Source organism: Vibrio tubiashii (assembly GCF_028551255.1).
GTDB classification, from domain to species: Bacteria; Pseudomonadota; Gammaproteobacteria; order Enterobacterales; family Vibrionaceae; genus Vibrio; species Vibrio tubiashii_B.
In genome coordinates, this window is record NZ_CP117029.1 from 1,734,081 (window position 1) to 1,756,364 (window position 22,284).

Annotated in this window: 18 protein-coding genes and 1 pseudogene; 10 read left to right on the plus strand and 9 right to left on the minus strand. The window is 43.7% G+C overall.

Translation table 11 applies throughout. The features are described from left to right. Positions 1 to 182: 182 nt before the first annotated feature. Together LYZ37_RS07980 and LYZ37_RS07985 are read right to left on the minus strand one after the other, a co-directional pair. Positions 183 to 1,145 carry a lactate/malate family dehydrogenase gene (locus LYZ37_RS07980; RefSeq protein ID WP_272785088.1) on the minus strand — a complete coding sequence of 321 codons (963 nt, stop codon included), beginning with the start codon at positions 1,143 to 1,145 and terminating at the stop codon, positions 183 to 185. 123 nt (positions 1,146 to 1,268) lie between these two features. Continuing rightward, positions 1,269 to 2,141 carry a DMT family transporter gene (locus tag LYZ37_RS07985; protein ID WP_272785089.1) on the minus strand — a complete coding sequence of 291 codons (873 nt, stop codon included), beginning with the start codon at positions 2,139 to 2,141 and terminating at the stop codon, positions 1,269 to 1,271. A gap of 150 nt (positions 2,142 to 2,291) precedes the next feature. On the opposite strand from LYZ37_RS07985, the gene LYZ37_RS07990 reads away from it, so the two are divergent. The 5 genes from LYZ37_RS07990 (at position 2,292) to LYZ37_RS08010 (ending at position 7,214) form a co-directional block, all read left to right on the plus strand. Beyond that, positions 2,292 to 2,993: a glycerophosphodiester phosphodiesterase family protein gene (locus LYZ37_RS07990; protein ID WP_272785090.1), complete on the plus strand. Its 702-nt coding sequence runs from the start codon at positions 2,292 to 2,294 to the stop codon at positions 2,991 to 2,993. Between the two features lie 268 nt (positions 2,994 to 3,261). Further along, on the plus strand, positions 3,262 to 3,657 hold the full coding sequence (locus tag LYZ37_RS07995; RefSeq protein WP_171801668.1) for a hypothetical protein: 396 nt from the start codon (positions 3,262 to 3,264) through the stop codon (positions 3,655 to 3,657). A 213-nt stretch (positions 3,658 to 3,870) separates the two neighbouring features. Continuing rightward, complete coding sequence (locus LYZ37_RS08000) at positions 3,871 to 4,974, plus strand: phosphoribosylaminoimidazolesuccinocarboxamide synthase (protein WP_272785091.1); 1,104 nt, start codon at positions 3,871 to 3,873, stop codon at positions 4,972 to 4,974. Positions 4,975 to 5,405: 431 nt separating this feature from the next. Next, positions 5,406 to 6,530, plus strand: coding sequence for an AAA family ATPase (locus LYZ37_RS08005; protein WP_272785092.1), 1,125 nt, complete (start codon positions 5,406 to 5,408; stop codon positions 6,528 to 6,530). Next, positions 6,531 to 7,214, plus strand: a complete 684-nt coding sequence (locus LYZ37_RS08010) for a hypothetical protein (protein ID WP_272785093.1) — start codon at positions 6,531 to 6,533, stop codon at positions 7,212 to 7,214. It abuts the gene before it with no gap. A gap of 22 nt (positions 7,215 to 7,236) precedes the next feature. Here LYZ37_RS08010 and LYZ37_RS08015 read toward each other — a convergent pair. Next, positions 7,237 to 7,356: pseudogene (locus LYZ37_RS08015) on the minus strand (IS110 family transposase); the annotation flags it as partial. 404 nt (positions 7,357 to 7,760) lie between these two features. Beyond that, complete coding sequence (locus LYZ37_RS08020) at positions 7,761 to 8,291, minus strand: hypothetical protein (RefSeq protein WP_272785094.1); 531 nt, start codon at positions 8,289 to 8,291, stop codon at positions 7,761 to 7,763. 131 nt (positions 8,292 to 8,422) lie between these two features. On the opposite strand from LYZ37_RS08020, the gene LYZ37_RS08025 reads away from it, so the two are divergent. Next, positions 8,423 to 9,337 (plus strand): LysR family transcriptional regulator, encoded by a 915-nt coding sequence (locus LYZ37_RS08025; protein WP_272785095.1) that lies wholly within the window; start codon positions 8,423 to 8,425, stop codon positions 9,335 to 9,337. Here the strand turns inward: LYZ37_RS08025 and LYZ37_RS08030 are convergent. From LYZ37_RS08030 to gyrA, 5 genes are all read right to left on the minus strand, one after another. Beyond that, positions 9,334 to 10,200 (minus strand): YjjW family glycine radical enzyme activase, encoded by an 867-nt coding sequence (locus tag LYZ37_RS08030; RefSeq protein WP_272785096.1) that lies wholly within the window; start codon positions 10,198 to 10,200, stop codon positions 9,334 to 9,336. The genes LYZ37_RS08025 and LYZ37_RS08030 overlap by 4 nt on opposite strands. Positions 10,201 to 10,212: 12 nt before the next feature. Further along, positions 10,213 to 11,754, minus strand: a complete 1,542-nt coding sequence (locus LYZ37_RS08035; protein WP_272785097.1) for a YjjI family glycine radical enzyme — start codon at positions 11,752 to 11,754, stop codon at positions 10,213 to 10,215. A gap of 143 nt (positions 11,755 to 11,897) precedes the next feature. Next, entirely contained in the window at positions 11,898 to 13,781 is a 1,884-nt protein-coding gene (locus LYZ37_RS08040) for a methyl-accepting chemotaxis protein (RefSeq protein WP_272785098.1), read from the minus strand. 127 nt (positions 13,782 to 13,908) lie between these two features. Then, on the minus strand, positions 13,909 to 14,214 hold the full coding sequence (locus tag LYZ37_RS08045) for a hypothetical protein (RefSeq protein WP_272785099.1): 306 nt from the start codon (positions 14,212 to 14,214) through the stop codon (positions 13,909 to 13,911). Positions 14,215 to 14,401: 187 nt separating this feature from the next. Continuing rightward, positions 14,402 to 17,029, minus strand: a complete 2,628-nt coding sequence (gene gyrA / locus LYZ37_RS08050) for a DNA topoisomerase (ATP-hydrolyzing) subunit A (RefSeq protein ID WP_272785100.1) — start codon at positions 17,027 to 17,029, stop codon at positions 14,402 to 14,404. Between the two features lie 285 nt (positions 17,030 to 17,314). Between gyrA and ubiG the strand changes: the two genes are divergently transcribed. The 4 genes from ubiG to yfaE all read left to right on the plus strand — a co-directional run bounded on the left by ubiG (position 17,315) and on the right by yfaE (position 22,270). After that, entirely contained in the window at positions 17,315 to 18,022 is a 708-nt protein-coding gene (gene ubiG / locus LYZ37_RS08055; protein WP_272785101.1) for a bifunctional 2-polyprenyl-6-hydroxyphenol methylase/3-demethylubiquinol 3-O-methyltransferase UbiG, read from the plus strand. 468 nt (positions 18,023 to 18,490) lie between these two features. Next, positions 18,491 to 20,773, plus strand: a complete 2,283-nt coding sequence (gene nrdA, locus LYZ37_RS08060; protein ID WP_272785102.1) for a class 1a ribonucleoside-diphosphate reductase subunit alpha — start codon at positions 18,491 to 18,493, stop codon at positions 20,771 to 20,773. An 85-nt stretch (positions 20,774 to 20,858) separates the two neighbouring features. Next, positions 20,859 to 21,992, plus strand: coding sequence for a class Ia ribonucleoside-diphosphate reductase subunit beta (nrdB, locus tag LYZ37_RS08065; protein ID WP_272785103.1), 1,134 nt, complete (start codon positions 20,859 to 20,861; stop codon positions 21,990 to 21,992). After that, a complete protein-coding gene (gene yfaE / locus LYZ37_RS08070) occupies positions 21,992 to 22,270 on the plus strand; it encodes a class I ribonucleotide reductase maintenance protein YfaE (RefSeq protein ID WP_004748709.1) in 279 nt (92 codons plus the stop codon). The genes nrdB and yfaE overlap by 1 nt, the downstream gene beginning before the upstream one ends. Positions 22,271 to 22,284 lie beyond the last annotated feature (14 nt).

The following is a 22,284-nucleotide window of genomic DNA, read 5'->3' on the forward strand; positions in this document are numbered from 1 at the left end:
CAATTTAACAAATCATTTACATTTCAATGTAACAAGCTTGGCGGCAATTGACAGAGTAAACACTCTATTTTGTGAACTTTGAAGTCTTCTGAAGCGCGAGCATTGAACTTATCTAGTTCAATCGAATTAAAAACGGGTGGTTTTAACCCCACCCGCATTAGGTTGTTTATAGCAACAGCCACCTATTCTTTGTACATAGCAAGACCCGTCTTATCCGACACTTGCTTCACGACCTTATTCACTTCAATCGCACTACTTGTTAGCTCTTCCATCTCTTGTTGGGTAAATGGATGGATAAGAATCGACTCTGCGCCGTTTTTTCCTACCACGGTTGGAACGCTTAGCACAACATCATTCAGTCCATACTCTCCATCAAGCAAAGTAGCCACAGGTAGCACCGAGCGCTCATCAATCATGATTGATTGGATGATACGGAAAACACTAGCGGCAATACCGTGAGTGGTATTTTGCTTACGTTTAAATATCTCGTAACCCGCTTGTTTTACCGACTCAAGTAGCTCGTCGGCACAGATTCGCTCAATATGGTGAGTATCACAATAGAAATCGGCCGGCTGCCCAGCGATGGAGATAAGGCTCTTAGGTGTAAAGCAATGACTACCATGCTCCCCCAGCACATAACCAAACACGTTCTTAGGATCTAGATTGACACGGCTAGCGACAATACTCATTAAACGCGCCGTATCAATCACACAGCCACTACTGATGACTTTAGAGCGCGGAAAACTGGTATTGGTGGCAATAAAGTGAGCGACTAAGTCACAAGGGTTACTGACAACAATCAATGTGGCGTTAGGTGCGACTCGTTCAACTTGCTTTGCAATATCAACACCGATACGGCTATTGATTTCCGCCAGATCGATACGAGTTTGACCTTGCTTGATTTGAGCGCCCGCGGTAATAACCACGATGTCGGCACCAATGAGCGTTAAGTAATCATCGGTGGGTACTAGATGGGTATTTTTTGAAAACGTCAGTGCTGAAGTGTGCCTAAAGTCAAACACCTCTCCTTCTGCTCGTTGCAAGTCTTTATCAAGCAGCACCAATTCACTGATGCTACCCAGTGTCAGGAGGTAGTTACACACCCCAACCCCGACTGAACCTGCTCCAATTACACCAATTTTCATTTAACTTTCCCTGTATTCGTTACCTCTTGACTGTGGATTGTACTAACAATTACATCAATTATTCCAATTTAATTTTATGCTAAAAATAAATAACAGAATTTACGACTACAGATTGGTCAATGATCAGTTTCTTCCTTTAAACAGTCGCCCATCGGTTCGGTAGAAGATCAGAGCGAGCAGAATTAAGCTACATCCAATTAATTTGTTTCGTGATAGCTGTTCTCCATACCAGAGAATGCTAAGGATAACCGTCCAGATTGGTTCCAAAAGCATGATGAGCGCAGCGTTGGCAGGGTTACATCCCTTTTGCCCTAATGTTTGCATCACGTATCTAAGGCTGGTGGCAAGCAATGCGCTAAGAGCAAACCAAACCCAAATAGACGCTTCAACACTTTCAGGTATCGTTTCAAATAGTGACGAGGCAACCAGTGCCAGAACTCCGGTAACAAACAATTGAATGCAGGTCAGCATCAAAACGGGGATTTTCTGCGCGAGTTTACTGTTCACATTGAAGTGAAGCGCAAGAAGACAGGCATTGGCAAGAAACCACAACTGCCCTGCTGAGCTTTTCCAACCATCTGTTAATGACAGCATTGCTAAGCCAGCGATTGCAATCGGCATCGAAACCCAAAAGGCTCTTTTCGGTCTTTCTTTATAAAGTACCCAGGCAATGATTGGCACGATGATCATCGATAGGCTAACAATAAACGCCCCTTCACCGAGCGTCTCGCTGATTGAAATGGCATAAACCCAAGTCAGTAGCGCTAACGCCAGAATGCTACCTCCTCCTATGGCTTGAAGTAACAATTGGCTTGTTAAATCCCTAAAGCGCTTATAGCACAATGGTAACAAGCAAATAGAAGCCACCACAAAGCGCAACCCAACAAAACCAAACGGGGGAAGACCTTGTATTGCTTCTTTGGAGAAGATCCAGCCTAAACCAGCCAGTGCAGTGGTGAAGAACAGAATCCAGGCAGCTTTACTTTCAGCGTTCAATTTACATCTCTCTAAGGTCTAACGACCTATCTATTTTATTATTAATATCCGACTGATAGTGTCAGATTTAGGCTGCAATGGCTATGAATTATCTATCCAAAATTTAAGCGAAGGAGTAATCTATTCTCTTTCCATCATTGAGAAGAAAATATGATTATTGTCGGACATCGCGGAGTCGCCGGTCGCTACCCTGAAAATACAAAATCGAGTATAGAAGCGGCCATTAACCTCGGTCTCGATTGGGTTGAGGTAGACGTACAACCCACAAAGGACGACCAACTTGTTATCTGTCACGATCATACAATTAATCGATGCAGTGACGGTTCCGGTCGTATCGATAAACTGACTCTGAAGCAGCTAAAGCAGTATGACTTTGGCGCTTGGTTTAATGCAGAGTTTGCTAATCAGCGCCTTCTCACACTAGAGGAACTTCTCACCTTAGCTAAAGCGCAAAACTTAAAACTCAACCTTGAGATAAAAGTAGACTGCCATGATGTTCAAAAAGTGTGTGAGTTACTCAAAGAGCAATTAGCCAAAAGTAATGTTGATCCTTGCGATGTTGTGCTTTCGAGTTTTAGTCATGCAGTGATACGTCAGCTTAGCCAATCGCTCCCACAATATCGACTTGGTGTGTTGTGTAACCGTCTCGACAAGAAAACCAAAACTCTCCTTAAAGAAGTAGGTGCCTTTAGTTGCAACATCAACTACCGATGGGCTAACAAGCTGCAGATTGAACAACTCAAGCATGACGGATATCAGGTATGGAGCTACACCGTCAACAACCCGAACTCACTGAAACACCTACCTAACCTAGACGCGATTTTTAGCGACTTCCCCGAACGATTCTTATAGCGCTACTGACGATCTGACATACAGTGTTATCCAGTACTACTGTATAACACTGTATAGGCCATAGTGACCTGTATCACTATTTATGAATTATTTGTCAAATCTCTCTCACACCCAAAAACCTCACATTTATTATATATATCAAAACCTTAAATAACACCCCGAACTCGCGCCGTTCTAATTCTGTTTAAATGCTGCACAAAAATGCTTGCCAACACAGCCAATAAAAACTACTGTATAACCATACAGCATGTACAAAGGAACAGTAATTATGATTCAGGCACATACTCAAACTCACACGTTCTCTAAATACAATGTTTTGGCTCAACCTACCGCGCCAATGAACATCGATAACGATACGTTAAGTCGCCTAGCTGGTCTTTCTGGCCAGAAACAATGGATCTTATTTACTGCTGAATGTCCTCGCCCTGACTATGAGCAGTTCGCTGCTTTCAGTGTGAGCTGTAAGAAAATTATCCAGATGAAAGCTTCTCAAAAACAGTCTGAGTTTGAAATTGTTAAGAAAGCGATTGAATCAGGTAATGCGAGTGCTGTTGTTGCATCAAACAATATTCCTATGGTTGAGCAAAGCTTACTCCGCAACCATGCTACCCAATTCCAGTGTGAAGTCTTTTTCGTTGAGGGCAGAGTTAACCAGTATCACTAACAAGCTCAACAAATTCACTGTCTTTTTGCCCTACCTAGCGTAGGGCTTTTTCTTTTTTGCGCCCTATTGAGCTGTTTTTCGCCATCTAGAGAAAAAACAAAGCAAACGTTTGCTTTTTCTCTGGCAGCACAAAATAGTTCTGGTATTATGCGAAGCAAATAAATTATCTGCGTAGATAATTTCACCACCTTGCTAAAGTATAGGAATGTCAAAATGAGTCTCGCTGATCAAGTTCTTGCTGTTAACGATGATCTTCCAATTCGTACCGATAAACCCGTCCACAGCGGAAAAGTACGCTCTGTTTACTGGCTAACTGAAGAAGACAGCAAGCGTCTTATCCAAGAAAAAGGTTATGACGTTGCCCCTGATGCGCCACTTGCTATCATGGTAATCAGTGACCGTATCTCAGCATTTGACTGTATCTGGCATGCTGAAGGCGGCTTAAAAGGAGTTCCTGGAAAAGGCGCGGCACTCAATGCGATTTCCAACCACTGGTTTAAGCTGTTTAAAGACAACGGCTTGGCAGACAGCCACATCCTTGATATTCCCCACCCTTTCGTTTGGATCGTTCAAAAAGCGAAACCAATTATGATTGAAGCGATCTGCCGCCAGTACATTACCGGCTCAATGTGGCGATCTTATGAGAAAGGCGAACGTGAGTTCTGTGGTATTGAGTTACCAGAAGGACTAGAAAAGGATAAAGCGTTGCCAGAGCTGCTGATGACACCTTCAACGAAAGGCATTTTAAAAGGCATTCCGGGCGTGCCTGAAGCGGATGACGTCAACATCACTCGCCAAAACATCGTTGATAACTTTGCAGCATTCAACTTCTCTAAAGCAGATGACATTGCTCAATATGAAAAACTGCTACGCGAAGGTTTTGTTGTCATTAGCAACGCTCTTGCAGAAATCGAACAAATCTTTGTCGATACCAAATTTGAATTTGGCTACGTTCACGATGCAGCAGGTAAAGAGAAACTTATCTATATGGATGAGGTGGGTACGCCAGATTCATCACGCATTTGGGATGAGCGCGAATATGATGCAGGTAATATCGTAGAGAACTCGAAAGAAGGTTTCCGCCAATTCTTGCTTAACCACTTCCCTGATCCTGACATTCTTTTAAACAAAGAACGCATGGATGAGCGTGAAGCTTTAGCGCGTGACAATGAATTACCTCTAGAAGCCTTAATGGATATTTCTAAGACTTACCTCGGCATCGCTGAGAAAATCACAGGCGCTGAAATCCACCTCAGCGAAAACCCTAAACAAGAGATCATCGATATCCTAAGCCGTGGTTACGGCCTGATCGATTAAGCTCCCCCACCCGATTTCAAATGCCCTCGCTTTTGAGGGCATTTTTGTTTTGTGATGCTGTCGTTATGGGATTTTCGATTTAAAGCGAACTAGAAATGTTAGAAGAGGCTGGATTGATTATGCCCCAAAGCTTTTCAGTACCAATAAGCGGACGACCTTGTCAGAGCGCTAATAGACCAAGTTAATCTAATCTGTACTTTGGGCTGTTAGACTGAATTTTCCGTAGTTTACCCCCCGCAACAATATGTCGATTCACATAACAGGCTGATACCAGTTGAGTTTCATAATGGACGCCAGCAAGATAGACGGAATGAAAACACAGAAAGATTCCGTCTAATAAGTGTTATGACAATTGAGTTCATCAATCTAATGAGATTTCCACAAGAGTGGAGTATGATTAGGACAAGTATAGATAGTTAAAGGTATATCTGTTGAAAGTATTGAAGTTAAGTTTTGAGCAATCTAAACCTAAGCTAATAATTGATAATGTAGAGTTTGGTTCATTGAATGCACTAGTTGGTATATCTGGAGCTGGTAAAACTACAATCATTGTAGGTTTACAGAAGCTTGTACAGATAGCACAAGGAGCAAAAGGCCATTCGTTTCAATGGAATTTGAGCTTTATAGATGATCTAGATCGTAAGGTCGAATGGTCAGGAGAGTTGTCATCTCCTTCATCAGTCACTGATGAAGGCGCTGAGTATGGACATTACCTTGCCGAAATATTAGAGGTTGATGGTGTTAAGGTTATATCAAGGTCAGAGGATAATATTCAGTACAACGGCGTCACACTACCGAAACTAGACTCACTCACTAGTCTAATTTATCAATTTAGGGATGAAGATGGGATTGCTGATGTATATGACTCCTTAAACTCGATGACAATTGTTGATGTAGATTCGAATGACTTTTCGAGACCTAAGGCTGTTCCTCTAATTAACGCTAAAATTCATGAGGAAATAATTAATTCTGGCTTTGATAATATCGAGGAAATATCTAAAAGATACAAAGGTATTAAGTGTAGAGAAAAAATATACTACGCCTTTAAATTTGATCAAGATAAATTCGATGATTTTATTTTTGCATACAGCAGTATCTTTCCGTCAGTTAAAACAATAGAGCCAAGGTTGATTGAGGCTATTACGGATGATTCTGAAGAAAAAAGAAATCTAATTTATATAGATATGCATATGGAATCTGGTGAAGTTGTCAATCAGCACTCAATTTCTTCCGGTATGTTCAAAACGATGATGATACTTGCAGAGTTATATTTTGGTAACAATAAGTCACCAATTGTGATCGATGAAATTGAGAATAGCTTGGGTGTGAATTGCTTATCTGATGTTCTTTCAGAAATGGAAGCAACTGAAAATCAAATTATTTTAACGTCTCACCACCCTAAGGTTATAAATATGATTCCAGCTAAGTTCTGGAGCATTGTTTCTAGAAAAGGGAATGTTATTTTTACAAGAAAAGCAGAGTCAATTATAGGCTCAACAAGTAGTCACGATAAATTTATTCAGCTTATTAATAGCAAACTATACCGAGGTGAATAGGTGAAGTTGTATTTCCTCGTAGAAGGTATTTCCTCTGAAATGCAAGTATACCCTGAGTGGGTGAAGTTGTATCTTCCAAATCTAGAAGTTCATGATGATTTCGATAGCTTTAAATGTAGCGACACTGGGGTTTATTATATATCGGGTGAGGGCTATCCATCTATCTTAAATCATATAGAGCATTCTGTATCAGATATCAAATTGTCAGCAGATGTAGATTACTTCTTTATTGTTTTAGATTCAGATGAAGACTCGATTGAAGCTCGCGAGGAAGAAGTGAAGGTAAAACTAGAAATGTTAGAGTTACCTGAAAGAGTAAATGTTTGTATCGTAGTTCAGAAAAGATGTTTTGAAACTATTTTATTAGGTAACCGCTATGTAATTCCAAGGCAACCGAACAGTGAGCCTCTAGTCAGTTACATGAGATACTACAATGTTAACGATAACGACCCAGAGTTAATGGGTGCCTATAGTGACGGTGATACTCATTCGCAGTTTCATGCAAAATATGCAATTAAAGCGCTTAAAGAAAGGCGAGTGAGGTACTCTAAGTCCAATTGTAGTGGTGTTGCAAATTTGGGGTATTTTGAGAAAGTCGTTGAGCGAGTAGATAAAGATCAGCATCTTAAATCCCTTTCTCCGCTTATAAATACATTAACTGAAGTGCGTGAAAAATTGTCATAACAAGAGACTATGGCGTCAATAGTTAATTTTTGGCGCTATGCTGTTCCCACACGACACCGTCTCTTAGCACCGAATTTAAGATAATCACCATCTTTCTCATACAGGCAACTATGGCCACTTTTTTGGGCTTTCCTGCGGCAATTTTGGTATTGCGTTGCTCCCCCCTTAACAGGGCGTTACTTTTCTATACGTGAACTAATCCGTTACATTCTAACTTACTAATACAACTAACTCGTTTCTGTCCAAAAATACGTTAGCGAAATAACACTCGTTCAAGCACCATTTGTATGCAGATCACGGATATCTCGTTCCTCAATTCCAAGATCACGAGACCTTTCCACACCGTCATTCCTGAAACAATGTACCCACGTAAGTAAGTATTTTCACCCTAGGTGGGCATTGTTGTCAGGAATCTACTTAAGGGGTGTGCTGGCTTATATTAGTAGATGTGTTTCCGCGCTGAGAAAAAACGAAAGCCCCCTGACTATCAAGGGGGCTCGCTGTATTTCACGTGCGCGAAAGACCTCACACGTCGCCTAGCTAAGTCTACTTATCTTTACCGCCTTTATTTCCACCGCCATTGCCGCCACCACGGTTACCACCGCCGCCACGATTACCGCCACCTTTATTACTATTACCGCTGTTTCCTCGGCTTTCGCTGCGGTTACTGTTTCCCTGACTTCGAGAACTCGATGAGCTACTCGTCACGTTGTTCGATTGTCGATTCGTTTTAAGCTCCCCTGTCCCATTACCCGGATTAGAATACTTAGCATGTGCATTAAGCTCCTCTTGAGTAACAAAACCATCGCGATCTTTATCGAACGAAGCAAACGCACTGAGTCCATCTCCTTCTTGCTCAGACTCATCGCCTTCTTCCTCGTCACCGTCATCATCACCCTGACGGAACTGATTGAACTCTTCTTGTGATACTAATCCGTCACCATCGGTGTCAATGTCTTCAACACTTGGTGGCGTTTTGGTTCTGTTGCTGCCCGTCTCTTCACCCTCTTCTTCTTCCGCGTAAGCATTAGAAAATGCCAGTGCTAACAAGACAGCAGTCAATAGCAATTTCTTCATAATTCACTCCTGATATATCCCTCAATTAAAGTCTAGCGGATATCGCGGTGATCGCTTATGTGAGTGACAGGCTATGAATTATTGCGGCGAAGCGGTATAAGTAGCATTCCCAATTTAAGTCCCTTTGAATTATGGATTACCTAGCCCTTTCTCGAATCAGCCTTAAACACCTTACCGTGTTACATGTCCTTCTCAGCACTCATAGCGTGACCAATGCCGCCAAGGTTTTATGCGTTACACCATCGAGTGTGAGTAAGACTCTCAACCAGCTGCGTGATCAACTTAAAGATGAGCTGTTTTACCGCGAGGGAGGCCAATTAATTCCAACGCCATTTGCGCTCAATATTGGCTCTGAAGTTCATAAAATATTGTCGAGCATGAATGGTATTTTGCACCAAGGTGCTTTCAAACCAGCGGAATTCGAGGGGACGATTTCTCTCTCTATGCGCGAAAGTACCTTTGAACTGTTCGCGTCAAAAATCGCGCTCATCATAAACCAGCTCGCCAACGCGAGAGCCATCAATGTTTACGCGAAAGAGCAGTTAAGTTTTGATGCCTTGGTGCGCGGGCAAGTCGATTTTATGATCTTGCCGCATGACATTAGCCAACCGCCAACTCGTAGCCGAGAGCTAATGTGGAAGCAAATTCATTCAGATGAGATGGTGTGCTTGATGTCAGAGCAGCACCCACTCGCAAAGAGTGAGTTGGATATACCCGGATACCTCTCGTATCAGCATATCGGTATTTTGGACAAAGACCTCGCTGAGCCCTACTTCGAGCAAAACCTGACACAAAAATACGGTGCTCGTAAAGTGGCAATGTCCGTTGCAGATTTTGGCGCTGCCGCGATCATGTGCCACCATTCAGAACACTTGCTGACCTGCTCTAAAATGTGGGCTGAAAATGCAGCGCAAGCGAAAGGCTTAGTTTCTAAACCTCTTCCTTTTGAGTATGGTGAGGTCGCCTATAGCTTAGTGTGGAACCAAGCAAGCTTAAATAACCCTGCGCTACACTGGCTCCATCAGCAATTAACGACCGCTGACTAAGTATAAATAGCGGGGGTAAGTATCGGTTGGGCAATTTTATCTGCAAAAAGTGAGCGAAACCGATTCATCTCATCTTCGCTACATTTACCCCACTCCAATGCTTGCCCACTCACCCCGTGATGCTGAAACGCATTGAGCCGAACGACGACATCATCTGGCAATGAACGAATTAGCTTAACAACCTCATCGATTTCAGTGTCCAGATCACTTTTCCCCGGAATATGTAACAGCCTAAGCTCATGCAGTTTTTTGCCTCTTGCTAGGTAGCGAATCGAATCAATCACCCTGTGGTTATCTCTTCTGGTTAACCACTGATGCGTTTCACTCTGCCACGATTTTAAATCAAGCATAACGCCGTCAAGAACAGGTGCGACTTTTTCCCAAGCATGAATAGGTAAATAGCCGTTACTATCAATGAAACAGGTTAGATGTCCTAGTTCTTTGTCTGCTTTGATTGCTCGAAATAGCGCTATGATAAACGGAAGCTGAAGAGTGGCTTCTCCACCCGAAACCGTGATGCCGGAAATAAAGAAGTGTTGGTTACGGATGAGCTCCAAGACTTGAGTGACATTGTAACGCTTAATCTTGGGACTCGATTTGTGACCACAGATATCGATACATTTATCGCAGTGAGTGCAAAGCCCTTCATCCCACACTACTTTGTTATCAATCATAGCTAACGCTTGTGTAGGACATGAATCAACACAATCGCCACAGTGATTACAATGATTGATCGTATGTGGGTTATGGCAATTTAAGCAATCGAAGTTACACCCTTGTAGAAAGATGACCAGGCGATTACCCGGCCCATCAACACAAGAGAAATTAAGAATGCGGCTAACTAACGCTGACTTCTCACTCACTGCTATGCCCTACTACTTGTATACTGGCTCTGTTTCCATGCTTACCACGCGAGGTGAACGGTCTAGTATTCCAGTGTTCTTGGCCGCCTCAGCTCCCAAGAAAGTGGTGTTTTTACGTGAGCCTTCCTCGGCAAACTTGTTGATATCAGAAAGCTTAATCATGTAACCCGTGACACGGACTAAATCATTAGATGCAACGTTCGCGGTAAACTCCCTAAAGCCTTGCCTCAATGCCCCCTTGCACAAGTTGAACATCGCCTCAGGGTTGGATTTTACCGTTTCATCTATGGTCAAAATATCACTAATGCCAGAGGTGTAATATTTGTGTTGCTCAGCAGTTGCTTGAACATAAGACACAGGATCAGGTTCTGTGCCATAAGGGATACGAACGCCTGGCGTCACATCTTCATCTAAGCTAATCCCACCTTGAGCGTGAAGCAGCGCCTTGCCCTCTAAGCCGTATTTCACTGGGCTACTATCGACAAGGTGAGCCAGTTTTTCTGATATTGCCAGTGCGAGTCGATTTGCCTGATGGCTATGACCGTATTGCTCATCGATGCCTTCTTTATCAAGCAAGATATTGACCGCTTCAGCCATACCATAAATGCCATACATGGGTGCAAATCGATTCTCTTCAACCAAACCCTCAGTGGTTAAGAAACCTTTGAAGAAATTCGATTTCTCATGCAGGTGACTGCTGCGCGCATCCATAAGCTCGATCATTAGCTCACTATAAGATGGCAAAACGTAATCTAGAAAATCTGTTCTATCTTTGGCACGCAATGCGACTTGTTTTAAGTTCATGCGAACTAAGGTATTCGAACCACCAGCAAGAGGCAGAGAATTGTAGCAACTAACAATGCCAAACTTGTTTTCACCATAAGCGGCCGCATGCATCGGATAATTAGCAATATGAGGTTTGCTACATTCGCAGATATTGGTCGTCGCTTGTTTGAGTAGATCGTCTGGAGTAACGTTCGCGTCGTACATAAAGGTTAAATTAGGAGCGATCTGCTTTAACTCAGCGTCGACTCGCAATATGGTTCGGCAAATAACATTGTCGGTAGGACCAATATTCACATGCATAAAGGCATCAGGCAGCGTTCTATCGAGCATGATCCAAAAACGTTTCAGCTTGGTGTAAATTTCCGCTTCACTTAAGGTTCCTACATAGGGCAGCAAGACATCATCAAGCTGACCAAGATAGACAGGAATATTCGTTACAGAAGGAACATGGTGGTAGATGATCGTCAGTAGATTCAGTGCATCATCAAAATCAGTCGCGGGTTCTAGCTCTAGGTAATCTGAGCCTTGCTTAAGGAATTTCCCATAGTCAGGTAAAACATAGCGAGGTTTGAAAGGGGCATGGCCTTCAAACATGTCACAAATTACGCCCTCTTCCATCGCTTTTGAAACACCTTCAGAAACCTTCATATAGGGAAGACTGGCTTCCGCTTCTAGGGCTAAGAATTGGTTTTTCTGTTTTGGAGAGAGCTTAGCATCGGTAACGATATTGTTTACACGTTGCTGAAATGCGTTGTTAATATCAGACATAGTTATTTTCCTTATTATTTATAAGGATTCTAACCAATATCCTCCATGTCCACTATTGAGATTACGTTGATGACTGATGTCCATTTTGGAAATTAATAGTCAAGAAAAAGCCCCGAGCTTTCGGGGCTTTAAGAGTCATTGGATTACAGTTTAAATCGCTGAATCTCTTGCTCTAGTTCGTGAGATAGCTCAGACAACTGTGCGGCTTGTGCTGCAGCGTCGTGCGCTTCATCGGCAAGCTCATTCGAAACATCACGAATACCAACGGTGTTACGCGTGATTTCAGAAGTGACTGACGCTTGCTCTTCAGCAGCAGAGGCAATTTGAGTCGCCATATCGCTAATACGCTCTACCGCTGTTTGAATTTGAGTCAGGCTAACTGCGGCTGAATCAGCGTCCGCCACACTAGTATCGGCCAACTGACGGCTATCACCCATGATGCCGACAGCTTTACCTGTTGTGCCCTGCAACGTTTCAATCATCTGCTGAATTTCTTGGGTTGAAGCGTGGGTACGTTGACTTAGAACACGAACTTCATCGGCAACCACAGCGAAACCACGACCTTGCTCACCTGCACGCGCAGCTTCAATAGCAGCGTTAAGCGCAAGTAAGTTAGTTTGCTCTGCAATATCTTGAATCGTAGAAAGAATAGTGCTGATGCTCTTGCCATGAACTTCAAGCTCTTGGATCACTTCTGTCGCTACCTGAACTTCCGTTGCTAAGTTTTGAATCGAGCCTTGAGTCTGAACGACCTGCTCACCGCCGTGAACACAGGCAGTTACCGCTTCCGAAGAATTCTGAGCTGTATTGTCAGCATTACCTGCAATTTCTTGCGTTGCAGCCGCCATTTCATTGATCGCTGTTGCGACCATGTTGATCTCATCTTGTTGCAGGCGAATACGAGCGCTGCGCTCTTCTGCTTGTTGCGCTGTTTGCTTAGATTGCTCTGACAGCGATGCAGATACCAGGCTTAGCTTAGAAACCATAGTGTGCATATTACCAACGAAGGTATTGAAGTTAGTTGCAAGCTGCCCCACTTCATCATCGCTACGTGGTTCAAGGCGCTGGGTAAGATCACCTTCACCCGAAGCAATTTCCTCAAGTGCATTGGAAACACGAACTAAGTCTTGGAATAAGAAGCTCACTAACCAAGAAACCACCACTATAACGATTAAAGTAATCACGATTGCCGTAATGATTAGACTTTGTAGCAGCTCAGTGTGCGCCGCTTCTTCTGTTGCGCGATCCATCTCAATAGCAAAGATCCACTGAGTATCTGGAACCTTAGTAAAGAAATAGAGCTTCTCTTGACCATTACGTTCAATCAGCTTGATTGAACCTGCATTTGCAGCCTCTTCGATAGCACGTAGAGTGAACTCTTTTGAAAGTGTGGTGACAGGTTTAAGAGAAAGAGATTTATCTGGGTGCGCTAAGAAAGTGCCATTCTGAGTATCAATCAACATCGCGTAGGCATTTTTACCCGCATCTAAGTTGATCACATCGTTGATTAGTTGATCAATCAATACATCAGCGCCAACCACACCTACGAACTGACCGTTACGGCGAATTGGTTCAGCAATCGTCACTAACAAGGCATTCGTAATCGCATCTTTGTATGCCGTAGTGATAATCTGACGGCCTGCATTATTGGCATCGATATACCAAGGGCGAACACGTGGGTCGTAATCCGCTCGGTTGCGCTCTGGGTGCGAACGGTACATCCCCCCTTCTGGCGTACCTAAGAAGATGTCATCAAAGCCACCTGCTTTTCTCGCTTGTTGTAGGTAAGGTACAACGTCGACTTCATTGCTGTAGTCATTAAACGCAGAAGCAATATCTTTACGAATATTGATCCAGTCTTTGATGCCAGTAGACGCCGTCGTAGCGAGACTTTCTGCACGCGCATAAACACCATTTTGCGTTTGCTGCTCAAGTTGATCGGCGGATAGCCATGTTAACGCGCTCGCCATTAGCACTACTGCTAATAGGCTCGCACCTATAAGTTTTTGCTTTAGTGATAAGTTCATAAATTAAATATTGGTTGTGGAACAGACAGAGGTTGCGAATTTTATAGCCAAATTCTTCTATTTGCACGCAATATTATCGAGTTATTAACTTACACTAACTATCTGTAATATCGTTATTTTCTTGGCGTCAGAGAGTCGTCGCGTGGTCGTTATTAGCTTCAGATTTATCTAGCTCTAACTGTGCCTGCGGGTTGTCTCGATAGTACTTATCGAGTAACTCTTTTCCGTATATCACTTCAGTTTGCATATGCAGCCCAAACACTATCGCGGCAAAGAGTGCGCAGATAATGTTGAACCATTTGGTGACTTTCTTTCGTCGGACTGGAGAGTAAATAGCAATGTTCACAGCTACCAGTGCGAATGGATATATCACGATGATTGCGATTAAAACGGCGAGATAGTTGGAAATCGCCATAGGTGTGTCGTAACCCATAAACACCTCCAAGATATGTTTCAATACAATCTACCCATGAAGCATGTCTTAAGTCTCAGACCGGTTTAGGCAATGAGCTTTTTGATGCTCAACACTTGAAGTCACTCGAAGAAATGAAAATATGGAGTGATAAGGGCAAAAAAAAGCCAGACACTGAGTCTGGCATTTTGATGTTCAAATAACTGAATTACTCTTCAGTATCATCGCTTTCGCTTGGTGCTTCTGATGATTCCGCTGCTTGAACTACTTCGCCCTCGACTGCTTCTTCACCTTCAGCAAGTTCCGCTTCTTCTACCTCATCGATACGCTGTAGACCCACAACGTTTTCGTCTTCAGCAGTACGGATTAGCGTGACACCTTGCGTATTTCGGCCTACTTGGCTTACTTCAGCAACGCGTGTGCGAACTAGAGTACCAGCGTCGGTGATCATCATCATCTCGTCGCCTTCTTCTACTTGTACCGCACCAACTACAGGGCCATTTCGCTCAGACACTTTGATAGACACAACGCCTTGAGTCGCACGACCTTTAGTTGGGTATTCTGCAAGCTCAGTACGCTTACCGTAACCATTTTGCGTCACTGTTAGGATGTCACCTTCATTTGAAGGAACAATCAGTGAAACTACTTGATCATCTTCGGCTAGCTTCATACCGCGTACACCTGCTGCGGTACGACCCATTGCACGTACTTTGTCTTCTGCAAAGCGAACGACTTTACCCGCTTTCGAGAACAGCATGATGTCACTGTCACCATTAGTGATGTCGACACCAATTAGCGAGTCATCGTCACGTAGGTTCACAGCAATTAGACCGTTAGCACGTACGTTAGCAAATTGGTTCAGTGGCGTTTTCTTAACGGTACCATCGCCTGTCGCCATGAAGATGAACTTATCTTCAGAGAACTCATCAACAGGTAGAATAGCAGTAATACGCTCACCTTCTTCTAGTGGAAGAATGTTAACAATTGGCTTACCACGAGCGGTACGGCTTGCTTGCGGTAGTTGGTAAACTTTCAGACGGTAAGTCTTACCACGAGTAGAGAAACATAAGATGTTGTCGTGGGTATTCGCCACTAGAAGACGTTCGATGTAGTCTTCATCTTTCATCTTAGTTGCGCTCTTACCTTTACCACCACGACGCTGAGCTTCGTAGTCACTTAGAATTTGGTACTTAACGTAACCTTCGTGAGATAGCGTAACAACAACATCTTCACGAGCAATCAGCTCTTCCATGTCGATGTCGTGGCTTGCCGCTGTAATCTCTGTACGACGTGCGTCACCGAAGCCATCACGTACCGCTTCTAGTTCTTCACGAATTACTTCCATCAAACGCTCAGTGCTTGCAAGAATGTGCATTAGCTCAGCGATCTCATCTAGAAGTGCTTTGTACTCGTCTAGAATCTTCTCATGCTCTAGACCCGTTAGGCGGTGTAGACGAAGCTCTAGAATAGCTTGCGCTTGAGTTTCAGTCAGGAAGTACTGACCGTCATGGATACCATACTGCTCTTCTAGCCATTCAGGACGAGCAGCATCAGTACCCGCACGCTCAAGCATTGAAGCAACGTTACCAAGATCCCAACCACGTGAAACCAAGCCCACTTTCGCTTCTGCTGGTGTTGGCGCGTTTTTGATCAGTTCAATAACTTCATCAATGTTTGCTAGTGCAAGAGAGAGTGCTTCAAGAATATGTGCACGCTCACGCGCTTTACGTAGTTCGAAAATAGTACGGCGAGTTACCACTTCACGGCGGTGATCAACAAAGCACTTCAACATATCTTTCAAGTTGAATAGCTGTGGCTGGCCGTTGTTCAGTGCCACCATGTTGATGCCGAATGTGGTTTGAAGCTGAGTTTGTGCGTAAAGGTTGTTTAGAACCACTTCGCCAACCGCATCACGCTTACATTCGATAACAATACGCATACCGTCTTTATCTGACTCATCGCGTAGTGCACTGATGCCTTCAACTTTTTTATCTTTAACTAGCTCAGCGATCTTTTCGATCAAGCGTGCTTTGTTAACCTGATAAGGGATTTCGGTAACAATAATGGTTTCTTTACCATTCTTGTCTGTTTCGATATCCGCTTTCGAGCGCATGTAAATCTTACCGCGGCCCGTCTTATAAGCATCGACGATACCTTTACGGCCACTGATTAGCGCTGCTGTTGGGAAGTCTGGACCAGGAATGTAGTCCATTAGCTCATCAATAGTGATCGCTTCATTATTGATGTACGCAAGACAGCCATCAATTACCTCTGTCAGGTTATGCGGAGGAATGTTGGTTGCCATACCTACTGCGATACCAGAAGCACCGTTTACCAATAGGTTAGGAATTTTTGTAGGTAGAACAGCAGGGATCTGCTCAGTGCCGTCGTAGTTAGGCACGTAGTCTACTGTTTCTTTATCTAGGTCAGCCAAAAGTTCGTGGGCAATTTTTGCCATGCGAACTTCGGTGTAACGCATTGCTGCCGCTGAGTCACCATCGATCGAACCGAAGTTACCTTGACCGTCGACCAGCATGTAACGAAGTGAGAACGGCTGAGCCATACGTACGATTGTATCGTACACAGCGCTATCACCGTGTGGGTGATATTTACCGATTACGTCGCCAACAACACGGGCAGATTTTTTATATGGTTTATTCCAATCATTACCTAGTACATTCATCGCGAACAAAACGCGGCGGTGTACAGGCTTTAGGCCATCACGCACATCTGGAAGAGCACGACCCACGATTACTGACATCGCGTAGTCTAGGTATGAACCTCGAAGCTCATCTTCAATGTTTACGGGCGTGATCTCTTTCGCTAGATCGCTCATAGAGCCATTATCCCTCTATTTATAGATCGTATGTACAATACGCTTAAGGTGCAAAAATATAACATACATTTCAGTGGTTCGGCATTACTTTCCCTCTCCTTTTATCAGGTTGTGAGCTTGGTTGTGAATCAAACGCCGAGAATTTGCACACTCATCTGATATCTTGCTGATAAATGGTTATATTTTATCCACCCGTAGAGAAAAGTGATCCCGTCTATGGAGTGTATGTGGTTAACAGGTATAATGCCTGTCATTCAAGGAAGCGGTTAAATTAGTAGAGTTGTTATGACCCAATCACAAAACGTCGATCCAAACGAAATTAAGAAGTTTGAGGATATGGCCTCACGCTGGTGGGATTTAGAAGGTGAATTTAAGCCTTTGCATCAGATCAATCCTTTGCGCCTCAACTATGTTTTGGACAATTGTGATGGCTTGTTTGGCAAAGAAGTCTTAGACGTCGGTTGTGGTGGCGGAATTCTAGCGGAAAGCATGGCCAAAGAAGGCGCGGTTGTTACTGGTCTTGATATGGGTAAAGAACCATTAGAAGTGGCGAGACTGCACGCTTTAGAAACCGGTACTAAGCTCACCTACATCCAGAGCACAATTGAAGATCATGCTGCGGAAAACCAAGGCAAGTATGATGTTGTGACCTGTATGGAGATGCTTGAGCACGTCCCTGACCCACAATCAGTGATTCGTTCATGTGCGGCCTTGGTGAAACCGGGCGGCCATGTATTCTTTTCAACACTTAACCGCAACCTTAAGTCTTATCTGTTCGCGATTGTCGGCGCAGAAAAGCTATTGAAGATTGTCCCTGAAGGCACTCACGATCACGATAAGTTCATCCGCCCTGCTGAGCTGATTAAGATGGTTGATCAAACCGACTTAACCGAAACCGGGATTACTGGCCTGCACTACAACCCTCTTACAGACACCTACAAGCTAGGTCAAAATGTTGATGTAAATTACATCGTTCATACTCAGAAATTTTAACATTTGTCACATACTAGATGTAGTGGTCAAGATTAAGGCGATAGCACATGCTCATCGCCTTTTTTAGTGCCAATTGAAGCAATTTTTGTCGGTTTGATTCCAAAATAATCAAAGCAAAAATCGAAGACAACTTTGACCAAAGATCAAGGAATTTTTTTTTGTTTGTGGTTACTTCTAAACCGATCTAAAAACGGTAATTAATTACAATCTTACCCGCTCTAACCTCATCGGTTAGTAGTCACTTACTGTTTTTTTTAATTTTGTTAGTTATCCACAAGTCATCCAAGATCTGTAACTTGAAAAGCCATGGGGATAGCACTATCTTGTAACTCGCATCTCGATGCACCCCTATATGTTGTGTTTGTACTACAATATATAGATAGACTTTGATCACAAAGCCGGAACGATTTTTACAAGAATTACACAAAAATACGGCTTTTATCAGTTTTGTTAGGGAAATGAAGCAGAATGAACCAACAACTTACCGTTACTAAGCGTGACGGACGCAAAGAAAGTATTGATCTCGAAAAGATCCATCGCGTTATCACCTGGGCTGCCGAAGGTCTAGACAACGTCTCTGTATCTCAAGTAGAACTACGCGCTCACATTCAGTTCTACGACGGTATCACTACGTCTGATATCCATGAAACCATCATCAAGTCTGCAGCAGATTTGATTTCTGAAGAGACGCCTGATTACCAATATCTAGCGGCACGTTTGGCTGTATTCCATCTACGTAAAAAAGCGTACGACCAGTATGAGCCACCAACGCTATACGATCACGTTGCTCGCCTTGTGGATATGGGTAAATACGACCAGCACATTCTGGAAGACTACACCAAAGCAGAACTTGATGAGCTAGATGCCTACATCGATCACAAGCGCGATCTCGATTTTTCTTATGCAGCCGTAAAACAGCTTGAAGGTAAGTACTTTGTTCAAAACCGTGTATCCGGTGAAATCTATGAAAGTGCTCAGTTCCTTTACATCCTAGTTTCTGCTTGTCTATTCGCGAAATACCCGAAAGAGACACGTCTTGATTACATCAAGCGCTTCTACGATGCGACATCGACATTCAAAATTTCTCTACCTACGCCGATCATGTCTGGCGTACGTACTCCTACTCGTCAATTCAGCTCATGTGTACTTATTGAGTGTGGCGATAGCCTAGATTCAATCAACGCGACAGCAAGCTCTATTGTTCGTTACGTTTCTCAACGCGCTGGTATTGGTATCAATGCGGGTCGTATCCGTGCGCTAGGTTCAGAGATCCGTGGTGGTGAAGCATTCCACACGGGCTGTATCCCTTTCTACAAATACTTCCAAACAGCGGTTAAATGTTGTTCTCAAGGTGGTGTTCGTGGCGGTGCAGCGACTGTGTTCTACCCACTATGGCATGGTGAATCTCAAGCACTGATGGTTCTTAAGAACAACCGTGGTGTTGAAGAGAACCGTGTTCGCCATATGGACTACGGCGTACAGCTAAACCGCTTGATGTATCAGCGTCTAGTTGAAGGTGGCAACATTACTCTGTTCTCACCATCAGATGTACCTGGTCTGTACGATGCGTTCTTTGAAAACCAAGACGAGTTTGAGCGTCTATACGTTAAGTACGAAAACGATCCTTCAATTAAGAAAGAAACCGTTAAAGCTATCGAGATGTTCTCTATCTTGATGCAAGAGCGCGCTTCTACAGGTCGTATCTACATTCAAAACGTTGACCACTGTAATACGCACAGCCCATTCGACTCAGAAGTAGCACCGGTTCGTCAATCTAACCTATGTTTGGAAATCGCACTACCGACTAAGCCGCTAGTTAACGTTGAAGATGACTCAGGTGAGATTGCTCTATGTACATTATCGGCGTTCAACCTTGGTGCAATTAAGTCTCTTGATGACTTTGAAGAGCTGTCAGATCTTGTTGTTCGTGCACTAGACGCACTACTAGATTACCAAGACTACCCGCTTCCAGCTGCGTACAAGTCGACGATGAACCGCCGTACTCTTGGTGTTGGTGTGATCAACTACGCTTACTACCTAGCGAAAAACGGCGTGAAGTATTCAGATGGCAGTGCAAACGGTTTAACGCACCGCACATTTGAAGCGATGCAGTACTACTTGCTAAAAGCATCTGTTGCGCTGGCGAAAGAGCAAGGTAAGTGTCCTTTATTCCATGAAACGAATTACGCGAAAGGCTTAATGCCAGTCGACACTTACAAGAAAGCCGTTGACCAGATCTGTGACGAGCCACTGCACTACGATTGGGATGGCCTACGTGAAGAAATCATGACGCACGGCCTACGTAACTCTACCCTAACCGCGCTAATGCCATCTGAGACATCTTCTCAGATCTCTAACGCGACCAACGGTATTGAGCCACCACGTGGTTATGTTTCAGTGAAGGCGTCTAAAGACGGTATCCTGAAGCAAGTTGTGCCAGATTTCCTTGAGTACAAAGACAACTACGAGCTGCTATGGAACATCGGTTCAAACGATGGTTACCTGCACCTAGTGGGTATCATGCAGAAATTTGTCGACCAAGCGATTTCAGCAAATACTAACTACGACCCAACGCGTTTTGAAAGTGGCAAAGTGCCAATGAAGAAACTGCTTCAAGATCTGCTCACTGCGTATAAGTTTGGTGTGAAGACACTTTACTACCACAACACACGTGATGGCGCGAGCGACGATCAGAAAGACGCAGTACAACCACAAGACGACGATTGCGCAGGCGGCGGTTGTAAGATTTAAACCATAATCCTGACTAAAGGGTTATCAAGGCTTAACAAATTATTCGCCCCTCAGACATGAGGGGCTTAAAAGGAATTGAGGCACCATGGCTTACAGTACTTTTAACAGAAACAAAAATGACCAGCTAAAAGAACCAATGTTCTTAGGTCAATCAGTAAACGTTGCTCGTTACGACCAACAGAAGTTTGAGATCTTCGAAAAGCTCATCGAGAAGCAACTGTCTTTCTTCTGGCGTCCTGAAGAAGTGGACGTTTCAAGCGACCGCATCGATTACAATAAGCTGCCAGAGCATGAAAAGCACATCTTCATCTCAAACCTTAAGTACCAAACACTACTTGATTCTATCCAAGGTCGTAGCCCTAACGTTGCCCTACTACCCTTGGTATCTCTACCAGAAGTAGAAACTTGGATCGAAACTTGGTCTTTCTCAGAGACGATTCACTCACGCTCTTACACACACATCATCCGTAACATCGTGAATGATCCGGGTCTAGTGTTTGACGACATCGTTGAAAATGAGCATATCCTTAAGCGTGCTGAAGATATTTCTCGCTACTACGACGATCTGATTCAATTGACTAATGATTACCATCGTTACGGTGAAGGTACTCATAACATCAACGGCGAAGAAGTGAAGATTACCCTTCACGACCTTAAGAAGAAGCTCTACGTTTGTTTGATGTCAGTTAACGCACTAGAAGCGATTCGTTTCTACGTAAGTTTCGCGTGTTCGTTTGCTTTTGCTGAACGAGAGCTAATGGAAGGTAACGCTAAGATCATCAAGCTTATCGCTCGTGATGAGGCGCTGCACCTAACCGGCACACAGCACATGATTAACCTGCTACGTAACGGTCAAGATGACTTCTCTTTCATGCAAATCGCTGAAGAGTGTAAGCAAGAGTGTTTCGAGCTGTTTAAAGATGCTGCTGAGCAAGAGAAAGAGTGGGCAGAATACCTATTCAAAGATGGCTCAATGATCGGTCTGAACAAAGACATTCTTTGCCAATACGTTGAATACATTACGAACATTCGTATGCAAGCTGTTGGCCTAGACGCAGCTTACCCAGAAGCGACTTCTAACCCAATTCCTTGGATTAACGCATGGTTGTCTTCAGATAACGTGCAGGTTGCGCCACAGGAAGCAGAAATTTCATCTTACCTAGTTGGTCAGATCGACAGCGACGTACGTGCAGACGACTTCAAGGATTTCGAACTGTAATGCCTAATATCAAAATCAATGCTATTACATCGGTTCAGTCTCACCCTTCTAATACCATTCTCGAAACAATGGAGAATGCAGGGTTAGAGCCTGAATACAACTGTAGAGATGGGCACTGTGGCGCTTGCCGCTGTAAACTGGTCTCAGGTGAAGTTGAATACGTTGGTTTTGCAATGGCGTACACGCAAGAAAAAGAAATTTTGCCGTGTATCTGTAAGGCGAAAACAGACATTGAAGTGGAAGGTGTCAATTACTCGCTTAAAGAAAAACGCGCATAAGTATGCACGAAATA

Excerpts from the sequence above, each read along its gene's own strand:
- LYZ37_RS07990 (WP_272785090.1), top strand. The coding sequence starts at position 2,292 with ATGATTATTGTCGGACATCGCGGAGTCGCCGGTCGCTACCCTGAAAAT.
- LYZ37_RS08025 (WP_272785095.1), top strand. The coding sequence starts at position 8,423 with ATGGATTACCTAGCCCTTTCTCGAATCAGCCTTAAACACCTTACCGTG.
- LYZ37_RS07995 (WP_171801668.1), top strand. The coding sequence starts at position 3,262 with ATGATTCAGGCACATACTCAAACTCACACGTTCTCTAAATACAATGTT.
- LYZ37_RS08040 (WP_272785098.1), bottom strand. The coding sequence starts at position 13,781 with ATGAACTTATCACTAAAGCAAAAACTTATAGGTGCGAGCCTATTAGCA.
- nrdA (WP_272785102.1), top strand. The coding sequence starts at position 18,491 with ATGAACCAACAACTTACCGTTACTAAGCGTGACGGACGCAAAGAAAGT.
- gyrA (WP_272785100.1), bottom strand. The coding sequence starts at position 17,029 with ATGAGCGATCTAGCGAAAGAGATCACGCCCGTAAACATTGAAGATGAG.
- LYZ37_RS08035 (WP_272785097.1), bottom strand. The coding sequence starts at position 11,754 with ATGTCTGATATTAACAACGCATTTCAGCAACGTGTAAACAATATCGTT.
- LYZ37_RS08045 (WP_272785099.1), bottom strand. The coding sequence starts at position 14,214 with ATGGGTTACGACACACCTATGGCGATTTCCAACTATCTCGCCGTTTTA.
- LYZ37_RS08020 (WP_272785094.1), bottom strand. The coding sequence starts at position 8,291 with ATGAAGAAATTGCTATTGACTGCTGTCTTGTTAGCACTGGCATTTTCT.
- LYZ37_RS08000 (WP_272785091.1), top strand. The coding sequence starts at position 3,871 with ATGAGTCTCGCTGATCAAGTTCTTGCTGTTAACGATGATCTTCCAATT.
- yfaE (WP_004748709.1), top strand. The coding sequence starts at position 21,992 with ATGCCTAATATCAAAATCAATGCTATTACATCGGTTCAGTCTCACCCT.
- LYZ37_RS07980 (WP_272785088.1), bottom strand. The coding sequence starts at position 1,145 with ATGAAAATTGGTGTAATTGGAGCAGGTTCAGTCGGGGTTGGGGTGTGT.
- nrdB (WP_272785103.1), top strand. The coding sequence starts at position 20,859 with ATGGCTTACAGTACTTTTAACAGAAACAAAAATGACCAGCTAAAAGAA.
- ubiG (WP_272785101.1), top strand. The coding sequence starts at position 17,315 with ATGACCCAATCACAAAACGTCGATCCAAACGAAATTAAGAAGTTTGAG.